This window comes from Micromonospora sp. NPDC047527 (assembly GCF_040643015.1).
Classification (GTDB): Bacteria; Actinomycetota; Actinomycetes; order Mycobacteriales; family Micromonosporaceae; genus Micromonospora.
The window spans coordinates 506,613-523,395 of record NZ_JBEYTK010000005.1 but is presented as its reverse complement, the minus strand read 5'-3'; the positions used below and the strand labels follow the sequence as shown (position 1 = coordinate 523,395).

Below are 16,783 nucleotides of genomic sequence, written 5' to 3'. Positions count from 1 at the left end.
ATCTTTTCTTTGTTTTTTCGAGTTTGGAGATCGTGTGGCGGGGGGTGGGGGGGGGGGGGTTCGGGGGGGGGGGGGGGGGGGCGGCGCCCCCCCCCCCCCCCCCCCCCCCACCGCGGGTCAGAGCGCCGTCAGCTGATCGGCTCGGGTGAGTACCTGGTCGATGAGGCCGTACTCGCGGGCCTGAACGGCCGTGAACCAGCGGTCCCGGTCCCAGTCGCGCTGGATCTCGTCCAGATCTCGTCCACTGTGCTGGGCGATCAGCTCCTGCATGGTCCGCTTCACGTGCAGCATGTTCTCCGCCTGGATGGTGATGTCCGAGGCGGTGCCGCCCATCCCGCCGGACGGCTGGTGCATCATGATCCGCGAATGCGGCAGCGCGTACCGCTTGCCGGCCGCGCCCGCGCAGAGCAGGAACTGCCCCATCGAGCCGGCGAACCCGAGCGCCAGCGTGGCCACGTCGTTGCGGACGTAGCGCATCGTGTCGTAGACCGCCATCCCCGCGCTCACCGACCCGCCCGGCGAGTTGATGTAGAGGAAGATGTCCCGGTCCGCGTCCTCGGCGGCGAGCAGCAGGATCTGCGCGCAGATCTGGTTGGCCGACTCCTCGGTCACCTCGTTGCCGAGGAAGACGATCCGCTCCCGCAACAGCCGCTCGAACACATGGTCACCGAAGGATGGCTGCCCACCATCCAGCATTCGCACGCCGTACCCGATCATTCGCCGCCGCCTTCCGCCGTGCCGGCGGGCGGCGGGACCGCCCGGTGGACCGGCCCTTCCAGCGTGCGGCGGCCTGCGGTCGTGGCCCAGGGATTCTGCCGCCGGCAGATCCGCCGACGGCAGAACCGCGCGGCCTACGCGGCGGTCAGCCGCCGCGCACCAGTCTGGGCCGCGGCGTCGCCAGCCCGAACGGAGGTACGCGGAACGGTGCGCAAGCCACCAGCGGAGGCCGACGCGCCGACGCTGAGGGCCGGCTCGTCCGCCCCCGGCCCGTGACACAGGGCGAACCCGCTGATGCGTGGACCCGCCAGCAAGGTGGCGTTGCCGATCTCGCGTCGGGCCGCGTCGACCCGTTCCAGATGGGTCAGCGCGGCGCGCGGCGCGGCCGGGAGGCGGGGCTCGACCCGGCGCATGTCGTCGCGGGCTTCCCCGAGCAGGTCGGCGAGGCTGATGCCGAGCGCTCGACAGATCGCCGCGAGCACCTCCGAGGAGGCCTCCTTTCGGCCCCGCTCGACCTCCGACAGGTAAGGCACCGAGACGTCGGCCGACTCGGCCACCTCGCGCAGCGTGCGGCCCTGACGCTGGCGGTGGCGCCGCAGCACCCCGCCGATCACTCGTCGCAGCAACGACATGCGGGCCTCACTCTCGCGGTCGTCGTCGGGGACATCCCCATCATGCCCGTTGCCGGGCCGACCGGCTGCCCCTGCGGGCCCGCGCCGCCGCTCGGCACGCGGGGTCGGCTCGGTTGTCCGCTGCGCAGCCCGGGCGTGCGGTGTGCGGCGTACCCGCTATGTTGTGGGCGTGCAGGCGACGGTGGCGGAGCAGGTTCGACGGTGATCCATTTCCCAGCTCAGCGGCGGGGTCCGCTGAGCGCGCTGAGCCTACGGCTCGCCGCCGCCCTGGGCCTGGTCTTCGCCGTGGTCGCCGCGGTCTACCTGGACCGGGACGGTTACCGCGACGTCAACGAGGACGGGCTCACCCTGCTCGACTCCTTCTACTACGCGGTCGTGTCGCTCTCCACCACCGGCTACGGCGACATTACGCCGGCCTCACCGTCGGCCCGACTGGTCAACGTCCTCTTCATCACCCCGGCCCGAGTGATCTTCCTGATCATCCTGGTCGGCACCACACTGGAAGTCCTGACCGAGCAGTACCGGACCGGCCGTCGCCTGTCGCGGTGGAGGAGAAGCGTGAAGGACCACGTCATCATCTGCGGCTACGGCACCAAGGGCCGCAGCGCGGTCAACGCCCTGATGGAGAACGGGCTGGACCGGTCGAGGATCGTGGTGGTGGAGCGCAACGGTGCCGCCCTGCGGCAGGCCACGTCGGCCGGCCTGGTGGCCATCGAAGGGTCGGCCACCCGGTCGTCGGTCCTCAACGAGGCGCACGTCCGCAACGCGAAAGCCGTTATCATCGCGACCGACAGTGACGACGCCTCGGTGCTGGTGGCGCTGACCGTACGGCAGCTCACCGCCGGGCAGGTTCGGATCATCGCGGCGGCCCGGGAGGCGGAGAACGCCCCGCTGCTCAAGCAGAGCGGCGCCCACCACGTGATCGTCTCCTCGGCGACCGCCGGTCGTCTGCTCGGCCTGTCCACCTCGGCACCGCCGCTGATCGACGTGGTGGAGGACCTGCTCACGCCGGGTCAGGGCATGGCGTTGGCGATGCGTTCGGCGGAGCGGGACGAGGTGGGTCGCTCGCCGCGTGAGCTGGAATCGTTGGTGATCGCCCTGGTGCGGCGGGGCAAGGTGGTCACCCTGGCCGACCGGGCCGGTGCGGTGATCGAGACCGGCGACATGCTGGTGCACGTCCGCGACGACCGCCCGGAGTCCAGCACCACGGCCTGACCGCCGCCGACGTCAGCAGGCGTCGACGTCCCTCCGGAGCGCGTCGGTGCAGATGGCCGGCGACGTGTTGGCGGCCCGCCGGAGCAGCTCGTAGAGCGTCTCCCGCTCGGCGGGATCCAGTGCGCCCAGGACCTCGTCCTCGGCACCCGCGAGGGCACATTCCGCCGCGCTGAGCCGTTTGACCCCTTCGGCGGTGAGGTCGACGACGTGTCGCCGACGGTCCTCGGGTGAGCGGCGTCGCTCGACCAGATGCTCGGCTTCGAGGTCGTTGAGCAGCCCGACGATGTTCGTGCTGTCCATCTCCAGGACGGTGGCCAGCGATTGTTGGCTGGTGCCGCCGCCGTCGCGCAGCACGGTAAGCGCGACGAGATGCCGGGGGCGCAGGCCCAGTGGCGCCAGCACCGACTCCGACCGCAGTCGCATCCGCCGGGCCAGGTGGTCCAGCAGGGCTCCTGATCGGTGCTCTGCGGGGTCAAGCGGCGGGGCGGACATGTGAGCCAGTCTACCGAGCCAACGGAACATCGGCCTGCTATAAATGGTTGACCCAGCGCAGACGATCCTTGAGGGAGAAACCATGCACCTGCTGCATATCGATTCGAGCATCCAGGGTGAGCTGTCGGTGAGTCGGCGGCTCACCGCCCGCGCCGCCGCCGTCTGGCGTGCGGCTCACCCGGACGGAACGGTGACCTACCGCGACCTCGGGGCCGAACCGCTGCCGCACCTGGACCCGATTGCCGCCCAGGCCCGGGTGACGCCGCCAGACCAGCACACTCCGGCGCAGCGCGAGGTCTGGCAGCTCAGCGAGCGGCTGATCGACGAGGTGAAGCAGGCCGACACGGTGCTGCTCGGACTGCCGCTCTACAACTACGGCGCACCCAGCAGCGTCAAGGCCTGGGTCGACCACCTGATCATGGCCGGTCTGTCGTACGACCCGACGACCCAGGAAGGCCACCTCAGCAACTGCAACTTCATCGTGCTGGCCAGCCGGGGCGGCGGCTACGGCGAGGGCACCCCGCGCAACGGTTGGGACCACGCCGAGCCCTGGCTCCCACACGGCCTGTCCCTGACCGGCCTGCAGCCGCGCTTCATCACCGCCGAGCTGACCCTGGCCCCCGTGGTCCCGGCGATGGCCGAGCTGATCCCGCTGCACGAGGCGAGCCTCGCGGCGGCCGAGAAGGAGATCGACAACCTCTGGGTGCCCGCCTCCGCCCAGCGCTGAACAGCACCCGGCATGACGAAACGGCCGCCCCCGCTTCCGGGGACGGCCGTTTCGTCATGCCGTACGCGTCAGAGGATCGTCCAGGTGTCGCCGCTGCCCAGCAGACCGGCGAGCTGCTGCTCGGGGGTCTCGGTGACCGTCGCCTTGGCGGCGGCCAACTGGCTCTGCACGACGCTGTCGTAGGACGGCCGGTCCACCGAGCGGAACACACCGATCGGGGTGTTGCGCAGGTCCAGGCCGGGCAGCCGGGACAGCGCGAAGGCGTACGCCGGGTCGGCGACCGTCGCGTCGTGCACGACGATCTCCTCCGGGCGGACCGAGCTGGTCTCCCGGACCTCCAGGCCGAAACCGCCCGGCGGGTGCACCACGCAGAACCGCCCGTCGGCGCCGAACGTGATCGGCTGCCCGTGCTCCAGGCGGATCAGGTAGTCGTCCCGGGTGGACGGGTCCTTGAGCTGGTCAAACGCACCATCGTTGAAGATGTTGCAGTTCTGGTAGATCTCCACGAAGGCCGAGCCCTCGTGCTCGGCGGCGGCCCGCAGCACCGACTGCAGGTGCTTGCGGTCGGAGTCGATGGTCCGTCCGACGAAGCTGGCCTCCGCGCCGAGGGCGAGGGAGAGCGGGTTGAACGGGGCGTCCGCCGAGCCGGCCGGCGTCGACTTGGTGATCTTGCCGACCTCGGAGGTGGGCGAGTACTGACCCTTGGTCAGACCGTAGATCCGGTTGTTGAACAGCAGGATCTTGAGGTTGACGTTGCGCCGCAGCGCGTGGATCAGGTGGTTGCCGCCGATGGAGAGCGCGTCACCGTCGCCAGTGACCACCCAGACCGACAGGTCCGGCCGGGACACCGACAGGCCGGTCGCGATCGCCGGGGCGCGGCCGTGAATCGAGTGCATCCCGTAGGTGTTCATGTAGTACGGGAAGCGGGACGAGCAGCCGATCCCGGAGACGAAGACGGTCCGCTCGCGGGGGATGTTCAGCTCCGGCATGAACTGCTGGATGGCCGCCAGGATCGCGTAGTCACCGCAGCCGGGGCACCAGCGCACCTCCTGGTCGGACTTGAAGTCCTTGGCGGTGAGCTTGAGGGCGACGGGCTCAGACATTCTTCAGGACCTCTTCCAGCGTCGTCTCCAGCTCGGCGGACGTGAACGGCAGGCCGCGGACCTGGTTGTAGCTGATGGCGTCGACCAGGTAGCGGGCCCGGATGACGTGGGCGAGTTGGCCCAGGTTCATCTCCGGGATGACCACCCGGTCGTAGGAGCGCAGCACCTCACCGAGGTTTGCCGGCATCGGGGCCAGGTGCCGCAGGTGCGCCTGGGCGATGGAAAGGCCGCGCTGGCGGACCCCGCGGCACGCCGCGCCGATCGGCCCGTACGTGGAGCCCCAGCCGAGGACCAGCACCCGGGCGTCGCCGTCCGGGTCCTCCACCTCGATGTCCGGCACCGGGATCGTCTCGATGCGGGCCGCCCGGGTACGCACCATGAAGTCGTGGTTAGCCGGGTCGTACGAGATGTCGCCGGTCTTGTCGGCCTTCTCCAGGCCGCCGATCCGGTGCTCCAGCCCAGCCGTGCCCGGGATCGCCCACGGCCGGGCCAGCGTCTCTGGGTCGCGCAGGTAGGGCAGGAAGGTGGTGCCGTCCTCGCCGTTGGGCTCGGTGGCGAAATCGACCCGCAGGTCGGGCAGCGACTCCACGTCGGGCAGCAGCCAAGGCTCCGAGCCGTTGGCGACGTAGTTGTCGGACAGCAGGATCACCGGGGTGCGGTAGGTCAGCGCGATCCGGGCCGCCTCCAGCGCGGCGAAGAAGCAGTCCGACGGTGACCGTGGTGCGATCACCGCGACCGGCGCCTCGCCGTGCCGGCCGTACAGGGCCATGTTGAGGTCGGCCTGCTCGGTCTTGGTCGGCATGCCGGTGGACGGGCCGGCGCGCTGCACGTCCACGATCACCAGCGGCAGCTCCAGCGCCACCGCCAGGGAGATCGTCTCGCTCTTGAGCGCCACACCCGGACCGCTGGTGGTCGTCACGCCGAGCGACCCGCCGTACGACGCGCCCAGCGCGGCGCCGACCGCGGCGATCTCGTCCTCGGCCTGCATGGTGAGCACGCCGAAGCGCTTGTGCTTGCTCAGCTCGTGCAGGATGTCCGACGCCGGCGTGATCGGGTACGCGCCGAGGAAGACGGGCAGCCCGGAGCGGACCCCGGCGGCGACCAGACCCAGCGAGAGCGCGGCGTTGCCGGTGATGTTGCGGTAGGTGCCGGGCTGCATCTTCGCCGGCTTGACCTCGTAGCGGACCGCGAAGTCTTCCGTGGTCTCGCCGAAGTTCCAGCCGGCCCGGAACGCGGCCACGTTCGCGGCGACCAGCTCGGGGCGGGCCGCGAACTTGCGCTCCAGGAAGCGCAGCGTCGACTCGTACGGCCGGGAGTACATCCACGAGAGCAGGCCGAGGGCGAACATGTTCTTCGACCGCTCGGCGTCCTTCTTGGACACCTCGAAGGAGGCGAGCGCGCCGACCGTCATCGAGGTCAGCGCCACCGGATGCACGACGTAGCCGGCCAGCGAGTCGTCGTCGAGCGGGCTCGCCTGGTAGCCGACCTTGGCCAGGTTGCGCTTGGTGAACTCGTCGGTGTTGACGATGATGTCCGCGCCGCGCGGCAGGTCGGCCAGGTTGGCCTTGAGCGCCGCCGGGTTCATCGCCACCAGCACGTTGGGCGCGTCGCCCGGGGTGAGGATGTCGTAGTCGGCGAAGTGCACCTGGAAGCTCGACACGCCGGGCAGGGTGCCGGCGGGTGCCCGGATCTCGGCGGGGAAGTTGGGCAGCGTGGAGATGTCGTTGCCCAACTGCGCCGTTTCGGAGGTGAACCGGTCGCCGGTCAGTTGCATGCCGTCGCCGGAGTCACCGGCGAACCGGATGACCACCCGGTCGAGTTGACGGATCTGCTTGGTCACTGTGCCACCTTCGTTCGCGGCTGCGGGGCTCGCAAAACCGGCTCAATCCTCGCGCTCACGCCTGCACCTCGTTGCGCGTGGTCGCGCGGGCGGCTGAGCATGATGGTGACCTCGCCTTGCCCGGTCACGGGACCTCCTTGACGCAACGCTGGACCGCACCGCCCAGGCTGGCTCGGTCCGCTGTTGTTCCTCACCGAGAGCCTACGTCCAACGGACCCCTGAGCCTTCCTGTAGGTAGGCCAACTGGGACCGGATCGGGGTGAGAAATGCCCTGAATTACGGGCTTTCGCACCGCGCGCCGTAATTCAGATCACCAGCTAAGGCCGCCCGGTGACTCTGGCCGGGCGTCGGTTCGGGGTCGCGGGTGATCGATCAGTCAGTGGGCTCGGGGGTGGGTCCGGTCGAGGGCCCGCTGAGCCGGCGACGCAGGGCGGTGGTGGCCAGCGCGAGGGCCAGCACCACCAGTAGCGCGGAGACCGTGACCAGGATGATCGCGGTGCGCTGCACCGAGGTCATCGCCTGGTCGTCGCGGGTGGCACCCGCGGGGAGTACGCCCTGGGAGCCGGTCGGCGCGGGCGGCGACACCACCGGGGTGGCCAGCGCGGCCGCCGCGGTGATGCGGAAACTCATCTGCACCCGACGGGTCGGGCCGCTGCGCGGGTCGAGTTGACCGATCACCGCACCGGACAGCGGCGCGTTTCTCTGGGCGTGCGGACTTGCCTCCACCGGCAGCCGCAGCTCACCGGTCTGACCCGCCGGCAACAGACCCGCGTCACACCGGGTCCGCGTCGGGTCGACCGCCACGCAGCCGGCCGGTGGGGTCGGCACGCTCACCCCGACCGGCAGGACCACCTCGATCAGGCCGGCGGCGTCCACCGTTCCGGTGTTGACCAGCCGGACCGCGAGGCTGCTCGCCGCGCCGCTGATGTCGAACGCCACCTCGTCGGCCGCAAGCGAGATGCCGGGTGCTGGCGGGCCGGGCGGAAACAGCACCGCGAACCCATGGTCGTCGGTCGCCTGGCCAGGCACGCCGGGCGCGTCCGCGATGACCTGGACGGAGCCGCTGAGCGGCATCTGCTCCCAGGCGGTGCCGGCGACCCGCAACCGGATCAGGCTGCTGAACCGGGTGCCCGCCCCGACCGTCCAGGCTCCACAGCGGTACGCGCCACCGCCTGCGGCGACGCACCCCTTCGTCCCGGCGTCGGTCAGCCCGGCCGGCAGCGTGTACGAGAGCCGGATCTGTTGTGCGGTGGTGCCGGTGTTGGCCACCGTCACCCGCAGCGTGGTGGCCGTGCTGGCCGCGTTCCAGTACGCCCCGGGCAGGGTGATGTCCTCGGTGGTGACCTGCACGCCGAGCGGGCTCGGTGGCACCTGCGTACCGCCCGGTGGCATCGGCAGGACCGGGGGCGCCGGTGGGCCGAGCGTCGGCGACCGCGTGGTGCCGCCCGGCGCGGGGGCGGTGGTGGGCGGCGGTACGTCCGGTGCGGTGGTCTGCGGCGCCGGTGGCGTCGTCACCGGCGGCGGCGCCGTGGTCTCCGGGGCGGGGATGGTCGGCGTGGGGCCGTCACTCGGCTCCTGGGTCAGGGTGGGTTCCTGCGAGGGTGCGGTGGTCTCCGGGTCGGCCCCGGGCTCGGCCGACGGGTCGGTCACGGCCGAAAGTGGCTCGCCGGCCGGTGCCGCCGCGCTGGCCCAGGCCGGCGCCACGGCGAGCGCCGCGAGCAGGCCGACCGCGAGGGAGGTCGCCAGCAGGCGCGTGGGACGCAGCCCCGTCGCCCGGTGCCGGGGCGAAACGTTCACGCGGGCCATCTGACCTCCGGTGCCATGGATGGAAGTCCAATATTCGGTAACAGTTGCCCATGTGCACTAGTCTCAACCGGAAACAAATCCGTAACGTGTTTGGTACGGGCCTTCCGGCCCGGGCGGTAGGCTCCCGGCGTGACCGGTTACCTGGGCTCGTACGCGACGCTCGGTCTCTTGCTGCTCGTCAGCGTCCTGTTCTTCGTTGCGGCGTTCGGGGCCAACCGCGTGTTGCGTCCGGCCCGTCCCGCCGACCCGGTCGGCAAGCGGACCAGCTACGAGTGTGGGCTCGACCCGGTCGGCGCGGACTGGGCGCAGATGCAGATCCGCTACTACGTCTACGCCTACCTGTACGTGCTGTTCGCGGTCGAGGCCGTGTTCCTCTTCCCGTGGGCGGTGGTCTTCGACCGACCGGGCTTCGGCCTGGTGACGGTGGTGGAGATGGCGGTGTTCGTGGCGGTGCTCGCGCTCGGCATCCTCTATGCCTGGCGTAGGAACATCCTGCGCTGGACCTGACCGCCCCGACCTCCGGCGATCGTGCCGGTCCGCCGGCCGTTCATGGTCGGTCGCCCCGACGACCGGTCAGGCCAGGCCCCGGCGGGTCGCCGCGGGTGGCCGGTCACCGCGAATCGACGCGACCATGTCCAGCACCCGGCGGGTGGGCCCGACCTGGTGCGCCCGGAACACCCGGGCGCCCAGCCAGGCGGAGACCGCCGTCGCGGCGAGCGTGCCCTCCAACCGCTCGGCCACCGGCAGGTCCAACGTCTCGCCGATGAAATCCTTGTTGGAGAGCGCCACCAGCACCGGCCAACCGGTTCCGGTCAACTCGTCCAGCCGACGGGTGATCTCCAGGGAGTGCCGGGTGTTCTTGCCGAAGTCGTGGGCCGGGTCGATGAGGATGCCGTCCGGACGTACCCCTGCCGCCACCGCACGCTCGGCGAGCCCGGTCACCGTCGCGACCACGTCGGCGACCACGTCGTCGAAGGCGGCCCGGTGTGGCCGGGTCCGCGGGACCAGCCCTCCGGCGTGTGAGCAGACCAGCCCGGCGCCGGTGCTCGCCGCCACCCGGGCCAGCGCCGGGTCAGCGCCCGACCAGGTGTCGTTGAGCAGGTCCGCGCCGGCCGCCACCGCCTCCGTCGCCACCTCGGCCCGCCAGGTGTCGATGGAGATCACCACCTCGGGGAACGCGGCTCGTACGGCGGCGATGGTGTCCACCGTGCGTCGGATCTCCTCGGCGACGTCCACCTCGGCGCCGGGGCCGGCCTTCACCCCGCCGATATCGATGATCTCCGCGCCCTCGTCCACCGCCCGCTCGACCGCGCGCAGCGCGCTGTCGAGGGCGAAGGTGGCGCCACGGTCGTAGAACGAGTCCGGCGTGCGGTTGACGATGGCCATCACGACCAGCTCACCGGGGGCGAACGTCCGCCCACCCAGCCGAAGTGCCCCGGCCATGCCGCCTCCTGAGATTCCGCACCACCGCCGCCGCGCCGGCCGCTCCCGACGCTAGCCGGTCGATCGACCGGTACGCGGGGCGGGCGTGGGCGTCGATTGTGATCGGGGTGTGGGGTCGCTCCGGGCCGGCGGTCGTGCCACGATCAGTGCATGGGTCAGCTTCTGCTCTACCTGGTTGTCGCGTTGACCGTCGCGGCGGTGGTGTTCGGCGTGACGGTGCTGGTCAGCGGCCGCGATCCCGGCCTGGTGCCCGCCGAGCCGGATTCGCAGGCCATGCCGCTGCCAGGCACCCGGCCGCTGCGCGAATCCGATGTGGGCGCGGTCCGCTTCGACACCGCGCTGCGCGGGTACCGGATGGCCCAGGTCGATCAGGTGCTGCACCGTGCCGCCTACGACATCGGCTACAAGTCCGAGCTGATCGGCGTGTTGGAGTCGGAGGTCGCCGCGTTGCGTGAGGGGCGCACCGACGACGCGGACGTGCTGCGCCAGGCCCGGGAGCAATCCGCCGCGGCGGTGCCGGGCACGGCCGAGGCGAGCGCTGACCTGACCCCGGTCGACGACGCGCCGTTGGCCGGCTCGACCGTGGCGGGCGCGGCGCCCGCCGCCACCTCGTCCACGGCGGAGGCCGACGGCGTGGCCCCCGCCGACGGGGTGGCCCCGGCCGGCTCGACCGAGGCGGGCCAGCCGCCCGCCGCCACCTCCTCGATGGCGGATGCCGACGGCGTGGCCCCGGCCGGCGACGGGACCCCGGCCGACGGCACCGAGCAGCGCGGCGCGGTGGTCCGGTCGGAGTCGGCGTGACCGACCCGCGGGGCGGTGGCGATCTTGGTGAGGTGGCCCAACCCGGTGCCGGTGAGGTCACGGCCACGGTGATCGTCGACGCCCCGGCGGCCCGGGTCTTCACCGCGTTGCTCGCCTGGGAACGGCAGTCCGACTGGATCCCGTTCACCCGGGTGCGGGTGATCGAGGGCGACGGGCGGGAGGGCAGCCGGATCGAGGCGGTGACCGCGCTCGGCCCGGCCGTGCTGCGTGACGAGATGCGGGTCGTCCGGGTCGACGAGCCCTACGAGATCGGCGTGGTGCACTGCGGCCAACTGCTGCGCGGCCCGGGCGTGCTGCGCTGCACCCAGCTCGACCGGTCCCGTACCCAGGTCGTCTGGCACGAGTGGTTCCACCTGCCCGGCGGCCGGGCCGGTCGGCTGGCCTGGCCGGTGCTCTGGCCCGGCTCCAAGTTCAGCCTCACCCAGGCGCTGAAGAGGTTCGCCCGTCTGGTCGAGCAGGGCCGGCTGCCCTGACCACACCCGGCGCGGGGGGCCTGGCCGGTGGCAAAGGGCTGTCGGTGTGATGCCCTAGCGTGTACGAGGTGACTGACCTGGTGATCGGTGCCGACGGGCTGGTTCGCTGCGCCTGGGGGTCGAGCACCCCCGACTACGCCACCTACCACGACACCGAGTGGGGTCGGCCGGTGCGCGGTGACGACGCGCTCTACGAGCGAATGACGCTGGAAGCGTTCCAGTCCGGCCTGTCCTGGCTGACCATCCTGCGCAAGCGCCCGGCGTTCCGGCTGGCCTTCGACGAGTTCCGGATTCCGACCGTCGCCAGCTACGACGACGGCGACGTGGCCCGGCTGCTCGCCGACGCGGGCATCGTCCGCAACCGGGCCAAGATCGAGGCGGCGATCGCCAACGCCCGCGCCGCGCTGGAGCTGCCCGACGGGCTGTCCGCGCTGCTCTGGTCGTTCGCCCCGGCACCCCGGTCGACCCGCCCCGCCTCGTTCGCCGAGGTCGCGGCGATCACCCCCGAGTCGACGGCGATGGCCAAGGCGCTCAAGAAGCGCGGCTTCCGGTTCGTCGGCCCGACCACCGCGTACGCGCTCATGCAGGCCACCGGGATGGTCGACGATCACATCGTCGGCTGTCACGTCCCGCTCGCAACGGCGGCGTGATGGGATGGCAGGCATGACGACCGAGACCGTGCACCGGGCCGGCGGGACGGGCCACGCTGACGGGGCTGGCACCTGGGCCGTGCTCCTGCCCGCCGAGCGTTACGAGGCCGAGCGACTCGTGCACCACGACACGCTGGAGCTGACCGGGCTGACCGACGTGGGCCGGCCGCGCCCGGGTGACCAGGTGGCGGTGCTGGCCGACGAGCCGCCCCGACTGGTGGCCCTCGGCCGGGTCACCGCGCCCGCCCAGCGGCACCGGGAGGACCCGGACGACCCGCAGTCCCCGGTCGAGCCCGGGACGCTCGTCGTGGCGTACACCCGGCGATCTTTCGACGAGCCGGTGCCGGCCGACCTGCTGGCGTTCGACGGGCCACTCACCGCCCTGGACCCGGCGGCCTTCCGGGCGCTGGCCGACCAGCTCGGCCCGCCCCCGGCGCGGCGCACCTGGCTGGTCAGCCTCGACCTGCCGATCGAGGCCGGCACGCCAGCCGAGGCGGTCCGGCTGTTCTGGTCCTACGTGCAGGACCTGGGGCCGCGTGAGCTGCCCGCGTTCGTGTCACCGTCCGGCGACGAGCTGGCCATGCAGGCGTTCGTGCTGGGCGCGGAGGCCAACCAGGACCCGGAGGAGGACGACTGACCGACGGGTTCAGCGTCCTTCGAAGACCGGCTTCTGCTTGGCCACGAACGCCAGGGTCGCCGCCCGGTGGTCCGCCGTGGCGCCGCAGATCGCCTGTGCCTGCGCCTCCGCCGCCAGGGCGTCGTCGAGGGTGCCGGCGTCGGCGATGGAGAGCTGCCGCTTGATGGCCCCGTACGCGACGGTGGGGCCGGCGGCGAGGCGGGCGGCCAGCTCCTGCGCGGCCGGCAGCACCTGCTCGTCGTCGTCCGTGAGGCGCGTGATCAGCCCCAGCCGGCAGGCCTCCTCGGCGCGGACCGGCTCGGCCAGCATCAGCAGCTCCACCGCCTTCGCGTGGCCGACCAGCCGGGGCAGCGTCCAGGATGCGCCGGTGTCGGCGGCGAGGCCGACCTTGGCGAAGGCCATCAGGAAGCTGGTGCTCGGGCCGCCGATCCTGATGTCGGCGAGGAAGGCCAGCGACGCGCCCGCCCCGGCGGCCATCCCCCGGACCGCGGCCACCACCGGCTTGGGCAGATTGGCCAACCGGGCGGCGATCGGGTTGTAGTGCATCCGTACGGTGTCCAGCGGCGGGCCGGCGGACTTCTCCAGGGTCGACACGTGCTCGCGCAGGTCCTGGCCGGCGCTGAACGCCCCACCCGCCCCGGCCAGCACGACCGCCCGGCAGGAGCGGTCGGTCTCCAGCTCGGCCAGCGTGTCCCGCAGGGCCTCCTTGAGCGCCAGGTCGAGCGCGTTCATGGCGTGCGGCCGGTTCAGCGTGAGGGTGACGACGGCGTCGGTCCGGTCGACGAGCAACGGTTCGGTCACTGTCTAACGACCCTTCTGTCGAACGATGCGGCTGCCGGCGTCGAGGCACTGCTCGACGTACCGGTCGGCGGCCGGACGCAGGCGGGCCGCGTGCCGGTCGAAGAAGCTGGCTGCGGCGGTGCCGGGCCAGCGCTCGGGGAGCAGCGCCGGGGGCAGCTGCGGGTCCCGGAACAGGAAGGTACGCCACGCGTGCACGAGCCGGAACCGGGCCGCGTACGCCTCCTCGTCGCTGCTGCGCACGGTGACCGTGGCGAGCAGAGGGCGCTGGTCGGCGACGAACCGTTCGTAGGCGTGGCCGATCTCGGTCAGGTTCCAGGCGCGGCGGACCACACCCATCGCGCCCGGGGTGCCGGAGAAGTGCGCGGCGGTGAACCGTTCGAACCGGATGCCGGCCTCGGCGAGCAGCAGGTCGACGTCCTCGGCGGGCCGGGTGGCCACCCAGGTCTGTTCGTCGAGGGTGCCGTAGCCGAGGAAGCTGAGGTTCGCCGCGAGGCGCTGTCGGTCCCGGCGGGAGCCCGGCGCCTCCAGGACGAGCAGATCGAACCGGCCGTCCCAGGTGACCCGGCCCGTCCGGTAGATCCGGGCCGCCGCCTCGTCGAGTCGCCGGGCGGCTTTTGGTGTGATCGAATATCCCGGTCCGGAGGCCAGTCGGAGCGGGTCGAGCCAGCCTTGACGCACCATCCGGGACACGGCGGTGCGAACGGCGGGCGGCGCGATTCCCAACGGTGCCAGTAGCTTGACCAGGGCGGCGACCGGTGCGCGGCCACCTCTCGGTCGGAGATGGTCGCCGTACAGGTCGAAGAGTGCCGACCGTGCCTGCATGACCGCACATTGTGACAGGCCTTCTCAAGATAAGCTAGATGCTGTTACATCAATGCTGCTCCGGTTTGGGTCCGGCGGTGTTCATCAGGGAAAATCGTTGGTCGACACCCCCGCGACCTTTGCGGGTGGCGTGACGAAGTGGCTGTGGGGCAACCCACCGACCCTGGTGTAGGTCTGAGGGGAGACAACATGGCGGCGATGAAGCCGCGGACGGGCGACGGTCCGCTGGAAGTCACCAAGGAGGGCCGGGGCATCGTCATGCGAGTCCCGCTGGAGGGCGGTGGCCGGCTCGTCGTCGAGATGACTCCCGACGAGGCCAATGCGCTCGGTGACGCGTTGAAGGCAGCCGCCGGCTGAGTGAGGAGCGCCCCGGGCGGCGTATGCCGCCCGGAACGCTCCCTGACCCTGAGCCACCGGCACCGCCGGTGGCTCAGGGTCTTCATCCGTGCGGACAGGCGGGTCCGGCTCCCGCTCCGCGACACTCCCTGGAGGTACGGTTCCGCGTGCTCGTCATCCGTCCGATCGCCGAGCCCGACGGGCTCGACGTCCTCGTTCTGCCCGTCCGCCCCTCCGATGCGGCGCCGGAGGGCGATGCCTCCGCAGTGCCGGTGCCCACCGCCGTGTCGCCACCGGACGGCACCGCCGAGGAGGCCGCCGCGCTGGTGCCGGTCGCCCGGCTGAGTGGCCGGGCCGGCGAGATCCGTACGCAACTGCGCCCCGGTCGCAGCCCTGGCCGGCTGCTCCTGCTCGGCATCGGTGACGGCAGCGAGTCGGCGTGGCGGTCCGCCGGCGCGGCCCTGGCCCGCTCCGCGGCAGATGAGACGCACATCACTATCGCGCTGCCGGCCGACGTGACGGCCGACGTGATTCGCGGGTTGACCGAGGGGCTGCTGCTCGCCTCGTACCGCTTCCGGCTGACCGACGCCGGCGACCCGCCCGCGCTGAGCGGCGTCGACCTGCTGCTCGCCGACCCGGCCGCGCACGACAGCACCGTGGCCACGGCCCGGACCACCGCGGCGATGACCTGCCTCGCCCGCGACCTCACCAACGCCCCCTCGTCGCAGAAGAACCCGCAGTGGTTCGTCGATCAGGTGATCTCCGCCACAGCCGATCTGCCCGACCTGCGCCTACGCGTTCGTGGCCCGGCCGAACTCGCTGCCGAGGGCTTCGGCGGGATCCTCGCGGTGGGCGGCGGCTCCGCCAGCGGCCCGCGCCTGGTCGAGCTGGACTGGCACCCGGCGGACGCGCGTACCCACGTGGTGCTGATCGGCAAGGGCATCACCTTCGACACCGGCGGCATCTCGATCAAGCCGGTGCCGGCGATGAAGCTCATGCGCAAGGACATGGCCGGTGCGGCCGCGGTCATCGCTGCCACCCTCGGCGCCGCTGCGCTGCGCCTGCCGGTCCGGGTCACCACCCTGACCCCGCTCGCCGAGAACATGGTCAGCGGCTCGGCGTTCCGCCCGGGTGACGTCATCCGGCATTACGGCGGCATGACCAGCGAGACGACCAACTCCGACGCCGAGGGCCGCCTGGTCCTCGCCGACGCGCTGACGTACGCGGTGCAGCAGCTCAAACCCGACCTGCTGATCGACCTGGCCACCCTCACCGGAGCCAACGCCGTCGCGTTGGGCAAGCGCACCGCCGCCCTGTACAGCGAGAACGACGAACTGGCCGTCGACGTGCTGGCCGCGATCGACGCGGCCGGCGAGGCGGCCTGGCGGATGCCCCTGCACACCGACTACGTCGAGTACCTGGGCAGCGAGATCGCCGACCTCTACAGCGCGCCCACCCAGGGCGCCGGATCGGTGCTCGCCGCGCTCTACCTGCGCGAGTTCACCGGTGAGCTGCGGGACCGCTGGCTACACCTGGACATGTCGGCCCCATCCTGGGCGGACGGCGATCACGCCGAGCTCACCCGAGGGGCGACCGGCTGGGGCGTACGTTCGCTGCTGCGCTGGCTGGCCAGCATCGACTGACCGCAGGGTCAGCAGTCAGCACTTCACGGCGGCGAGCACCCCGTGCCCGACCGGGAGCAGCGCGGGGATCCAGTGCTCCGACTCCCGGACCGCCTTGATCGTCTCGCGGACGGTCACCGTCTCCGCATCCCGGGCGGCCGGGTCAGCGATCCGGCCGCCGGCCAGCATCCCGTTGAGCGCGAGCACGCCGCCGGGGCGCAGCAGCCGCAGAGCCGCCTCCACGCAGGCATGGAACCCGGTCGCCTCGGCGTCGACGAACACGAGGTCGTACGCCCCGTCGGCGAGCCGGGGCAGGACGTCCAGCGCGCGACCGGTGATGATCCGGGTGCGGCCTGCGGCGAAGCCCGCCTCGGTGAAGATCCGACGGGCGATCCGCTGGTGCTCCACCTCCAGGTCGATGGTGGTGAGCACGCCGTCGGCGCGCATGCCGCGCAGCAGCCAGACACCGCTCACCCCGGTGCCGGTGCCGATCTCCACCACCGCGCGGGCATTGCCGGCGGCGGCGAGCAGCCGCAGCGCCGCGCCTGCGCCGGGGGTGACCGCGTCCAGACCCACCTCGTGGGCCAGGCTGCGGGCGGTGCGGAGCACGAGATCCTCGGTCACGTACGACTCGGCGAACTGCTG

19 protein-coding genes are annotated in these 16,783 nt (G+C 72.0%); 9 read left to right on the top strand and 10 right to left on the bottom strand.

Annotated features, from left to right (window positions below):
• Positions 1-117: 117 nt before the first annotated feature.
• Together ABZ808_RS22160 and ABZ808_RS22155 are read right to left on the bottom strand one after the other, a co-directional pair.
• Positions 118-717 (bottom strand): ATP-dependent Clp protease proteolytic subunit, encoded by a 600-nt coding sequence (locus ABZ808_RS22160; RefSeq protein WP_357009525.1) that lies wholly within the window; start codon positions 715-717, stop codon positions 118-120.
• A gap of 134 nt (positions 718-851) precedes the next feature.
• Positions 852-1,349 carry a helix-turn-helix transcriptional regulator gene (locus ABZ808_RS22155; protein WP_357009522.1) on the bottom strand — a complete coding sequence of 166 codons (498 nt, stop codon included), beginning with the start codon at positions 1,347-1,349 and terminating at the stop codon, positions 852-854.
• A 201-nt stretch (positions 1,350-1,550) separates the two neighbouring features.
• Here ABZ808_RS22155 and ABZ808_RS22150 point away from each other — a divergent pair, with 201 nt between their 5' ends.
• A complete protein-coding gene (locus ABZ808_RS22150; RefSeq protein ID WP_357009519.1) occupies positions 1,551-2,564 on the top strand; it encodes a potassium channel family protein in 1,014 nt (337 codons plus the stop codon).
• Positions 2,565-2,576: 12 nt separating this feature from the next.
• Here ABZ808_RS22150 and ABZ808_RS22145 read toward each other — a convergent pair whose 3' ends face one another.
• A complete protein-coding gene (locus ABZ808_RS22145) occupies positions 2,577-3,056 on the bottom strand; it encodes a MarR family winged helix-turn-helix transcriptional regulator (RefSeq protein ID WP_357009516.1) in 480 nt (159 codons plus the stop codon).
• 82 nt (positions 3,057-3,138) lie between these two features.
• Here ABZ808_RS22145 and ABZ808_RS22140 point away from each other — a divergent pair, with 82 nt between their 5' ends.
• A complete protein-coding gene (locus ABZ808_RS22140; RefSeq protein ID WP_357009513.1) occupies positions 3,139-3,783 on the top strand; it encodes an NAD(P)H-dependent oxidoreductase in 645 nt (214 codons plus the stop codon).
• A gap of 68 nt (positions 3,784-3,851) precedes the next feature.
• On the opposite strand, the gene ABZ808_RS22135 is transcribed toward ABZ808_RS22140, so the two are convergent.
• The 3 genes from ABZ808_RS22135 to ABZ808_RS22125 form a co-directional block, all read right to left on the bottom strand.
• A complete protein-coding gene (locus ABZ808_RS22135; protein WP_357009511.1) occupies positions 3,852-4,886 on the bottom strand; it encodes a 2-oxoacid:ferredoxin oxidoreductase subunit beta in 1,035 nt (344 codons plus the stop codon).
• A complete protein-coding gene (locus ABZ808_RS22130) occupies positions 4,879-6,726 on the bottom strand; it encodes a 2-oxoacid:acceptor oxidoreductase subunit alpha (protein WP_357009508.1) in 1,848 nt (615 codons plus the stop codon). The genes ABZ808_RS22135 and ABZ808_RS22130 overlap by 8 nt, the downstream gene beginning before the upstream one ends.
• Positions 6,727-7,098: 372 nt before the next feature.
• Positions 7,099-8,532, bottom strand: a complete 1,434-nt coding sequence (locus ABZ808_RS22125; protein ID WP_357009506.1) for a hypothetical protein — start codon at positions 8,530-8,532, stop codon at positions 7,099-7,101.
• A 129-nt stretch (positions 8,533-8,661) separates the two neighbouring features.
• Between ABZ808_RS22125 and ndhC the strand changes: the two genes are divergently transcribed.
• Positions 8,662-9,039: an NADH-quinone oxidoreductase subunit A gene (ndhC, locus tag ABZ808_RS22120; RefSeq protein WP_357009504.1), complete on the top strand. Its 378-nt coding sequence runs from the start codon at positions 8,662-8,664 to the stop codon at positions 9,037-9,039.
• Positions 9,040-9,105: 66 nt separating this feature from the next.
• On the opposite strand, the gene folP is transcribed toward ndhC, so the two are convergent.
• The gene (gene folP / locus ABZ808_RS22115; RefSeq protein WP_357009502.1) at positions 9,106-9,975 is read right to left on the bottom strand and encodes a dihydropteroate synthase; all 870 of its coding nucleotides are present in this window, start codon (positions 9,973-9,975) and stop codon (positions 9,106-9,108) included.
• 150 nt (positions 9,976-10,125) lie between these two features.
• Between folP and ABZ808_RS22110 the strand changes: the two genes are divergently transcribed.
• The 4 genes from ABZ808_RS22110 to ABZ808_RS22095 all read left to right on the top strand — a co-directional run bounded on the left by ABZ808_RS22110 (position 10,126) and on the right by ABZ808_RS22095 (position 12,557).
• Positions 10,126-10,776, top strand: coding sequence for a DivIVA domain-containing protein (locus ABZ808_RS22110; RefSeq protein ID WP_357009500.1), 651 nt, complete (start codon positions 10,126-10,128; stop codon positions 10,774-10,776).
• The gene (locus ABZ808_RS22105) at positions 10,773-11,270 is read left to right on the top strand and encodes an SRPBCC family protein (protein WP_357009497.1); all 498 of its coding nucleotides are present in this window, start codon (positions 10,773-10,775) and stop codon (positions 11,268-11,270) included. Before ABZ808_RS22110 ends, ABZ808_RS22105 begins: the two co-directional genes overlap by 4 nt.
• A gap of 68 nt (positions 11,271-11,338) precedes the next feature.
• On the top strand, positions 11,339-11,920 hold the full coding sequence (locus ABZ808_RS22100) for a DNA-3-methyladenine glycosylase I (protein WP_357009494.1): 582 nt from the start codon (positions 11,339-11,341) through the stop codon (positions 11,918-11,920).
• 13 nt (positions 11,921-11,933) lie between these two features.
• Positions 11,934-12,557 carry a hypothetical protein gene (locus ABZ808_RS22095; RefSeq protein WP_357009491.1) on the top strand — a complete coding sequence of 208 codons (624 nt, stop codon included), beginning with the start codon at positions 11,934-11,936 and terminating at the stop codon, positions 12,555-12,557.
• Between the two features lie 9 nt (positions 12,558-12,566).
• On the opposite strand, the gene ABZ808_RS22090 is transcribed toward ABZ808_RS22095, so the two are convergent.
• The gene (locus ABZ808_RS22090) at positions 12,567-13,358 is read right to left on the bottom strand and encodes an enoyl-CoA hydratase-related protein (RefSeq protein ID WP_357009488.1); all 792 of its coding nucleotides are present in this window, start codon (positions 13,356-13,358) and stop codon (positions 12,567-12,569) included.
• 3 nt (positions 13,359-13,361) lie between these two features.
• Positions 13,362-14,180, bottom strand: a complete 819-nt coding sequence (locus ABZ808_RS22085) for a PaaX family transcriptional regulator C-terminal domain-containing protein (RefSeq protein ID WP_357009486.1) — start codon at positions 14,178-14,180, stop codon at positions 13,362-13,364.
• A gap of 189 nt (positions 14,181-14,369) precedes the next feature.
• Between ABZ808_RS22085 and ABZ808_RS22080 the strand changes: the two genes are divergently transcribed.
• Both ABZ808_RS22080 and ABZ808_RS22075 read left to right on the top strand, forming a co-directional pair.
• Positions 14,370-14,537, top strand: coding sequence for a DUF3117 domain-containing protein (locus ABZ808_RS22080; RefSeq protein ID WP_007455245.1), 168 nt, complete (start codon positions 14,370-14,372; stop codon positions 14,535-14,537).
• 146 nt (positions 14,538-14,683) lie between these two features.
• Positions 14,684-16,159: a leucyl aminopeptidase family protein gene (locus ABZ808_RS22075; RefSeq protein ID WP_357009484.1), complete on the top strand. Its 1,476-nt coding sequence runs from the start codon at positions 14,684-14,686 to the stop codon at positions 16,157-16,159.
• A gap of 15 nt (positions 16,160-16,174) precedes the next feature.
• Here the strand turns inward: ABZ808_RS22075 and ABZ808_RS22070 are convergent, their stop codons facing one another.
• Positions 16,175-16,762, bottom strand: coding sequence for an O-methyltransferase (locus tag ABZ808_RS22070; protein WP_357009481.1), 588 nt, complete (start codon positions 16,760-16,762; stop codon positions 16,175-16,177).
• Positions 16,763-16,783 lie beyond the last annotated feature (21 nt).